Annotated in this window: 2 protein-coding genes; one reads left to right on the top strand and one right to left on the bottom strand. The window is 72.4% G+C overall.

Translation table 11 applies throughout. The features are described 5' to 3' along the window. Positions 1 to 276 (top strand): metal-sulfur cluster assembly factor (locus tag N866_RS14410; protein WP_034227566.1); only part of this gene is annotated, 276 nt, incomplete at its 5' end. A gap of 112 nt (positions 277 to 388) precedes the next feature. Here the strand turns inward: N866_RS14410 and ypfJ are convergent. Further along, a complete protein-coding gene (gene ypfJ / locus N866_RS14405; protein ID WP_034227568.1) occupies positions 389 to 1,267 on the bottom strand; it encodes a KPN_02809 family neutral zinc metallopeptidase in 879 nt (292 codons plus the stop codon). Between the last annotated feature and the right edge of the window lie 184 nt (positions 1,268 to 1,451).

Genomic DNA, 1,451 nt, shown 5'->3' with positions numbered 1-1,451 from the left:
CGCGACGTCATCGACCCCGAGCTCGGGATCAACGTCGTCGACCTCGGCCTCGTCTACGGGGTGGCCGTGGACCCGAACAACCACGCGGTCATCGACATGACGCTGACGTCGGCGGCGTGCCCGCTGACGGACGTCATCGAGGACCAGTCGGCCCAGGCGCTGGACGGCGTCGTCGACGGCTTCCGGATCAACTGGGTCTGGATGCCGCCGTGGGGTCCGGAGAAGATCACGACGGACGGTCGCGAGCAGCTCCGTGCGCTGGGCTTCAACATCTGAGGCCGGCCGCGCTGCAGCACGTCAGCACGACAGCACGCCGACGACGGGGCGGGAGCACGAGCTCCCGCCCCGTCGTCGTGCGCGCACGCCCCGCGAGTGGGGATGCTGGGGGTCAGAGCTCCGCGGCCGTGAACGTGTCGCAGGCCTGCGGGTCGCCCTCGGTGTAGCCGGTCATGAACCACCGCTGGCGCTGCTCGCTCGAGCCGTGGGTCCAGGTGTGCGGGTCGACGGAGCCACCGGACTGCTCCTGGATGTGGTCGTCACCGACCGCCTCCGCCGCCGACAGGGCGTCCGCGAGCTGCTCCTCGGTGATCGGCTCGAGGAACGTCACGCCGGTGTCCGGGTCCACCGTCGTGGCGGCGGCGCCCGCCCACAGCCCGGCGTAGCAGTCGGCCTGGAGCTCCAGGCGGACCGAGTCCGACTCGGCGCCCGAGCCGCCCCGGTCCGCCTGGTCCATGATGCCGGTGATGTTCTGGATGTGGTGCCCGTACTCGTGCGCGGTGACGTACATCTCCGCGAGCCCGCCGCCCGACGCGCCGAACCGGCTCTGCAGGAGGTCGAAGAACCCCAGGTCCATGTAGATGCCCTGGTCGGGCGGGCAGTAGAACGGCCCGGTCGACGACGTCGCCTGACCACAACCGGTCGACGTCCCACCCTCGAACGTCCACACGTCGGGCTGGACGAACTCCACCTGGGAGGCGTCGAAGACGCCGGCCCAGTAGGCGTCGAGCGACTGGGTGGCCGCCGACAGCCGGCACTCCCGGTTCGTGTTCGCCTCCTCGACGGTGCAGTCCTGGATCGTGTCCTGCTGCTCCTGCGATGCGCCCCCTCCGCCCGCACCGCCGAGGACGGGGGACAGGTCGACGCCGGTGAACTGGAAGATGAGGAACGCCGCGATGGCGCCGATGCCGATGCCACCGCCGGCCACGGCTCCGCCTCGGCGCCTCCCCACGCGTCCGCCCTCGAACTGCCCGCCCTCGTTGAACGTCATGAGCACAAACTAGGACGGCGGCGCGCACGCGGCGCGGCGAGACCCCGAGCCTGCTGGACAGCCGAGGAGCCCGCGGGACAGCCGAGGGACACCGAGGCGGCCCGAGGACTCCGGACGGCGCGGCGGCGGCGCCGGACGGGCGCCCGCGACGTCAGTCGGCCAGGCCGCGGGCCGCCAGGGCGTC

Source organism: Actinotalea ferrariae CF5-4, from assembly GCF_000603945.1.
In the GTDB taxonomy this organism is placed as follows: domain Bacteria; phylum Actinomycetota; class Actinomycetes; order Actinomycetales; family Cellulomonadaceae; genus Actinotalea; species Actinotalea ferrariae.
The sequence above is the reverse complement of the archived record's forward strand: the minus strand, read 5'-3'. Positions and strand labels throughout refer to the sequence as shown.

What these genes read in the sequence shown, in the direction of transcription:
- ypfJ (WP_034227568.1), bottom strand. Translation starts at nt 1,267, where the DNA reads ATGACGTTCAACGAGGGCGGGCAGTTCGAGGGCGGACGCGTGGGGAGG.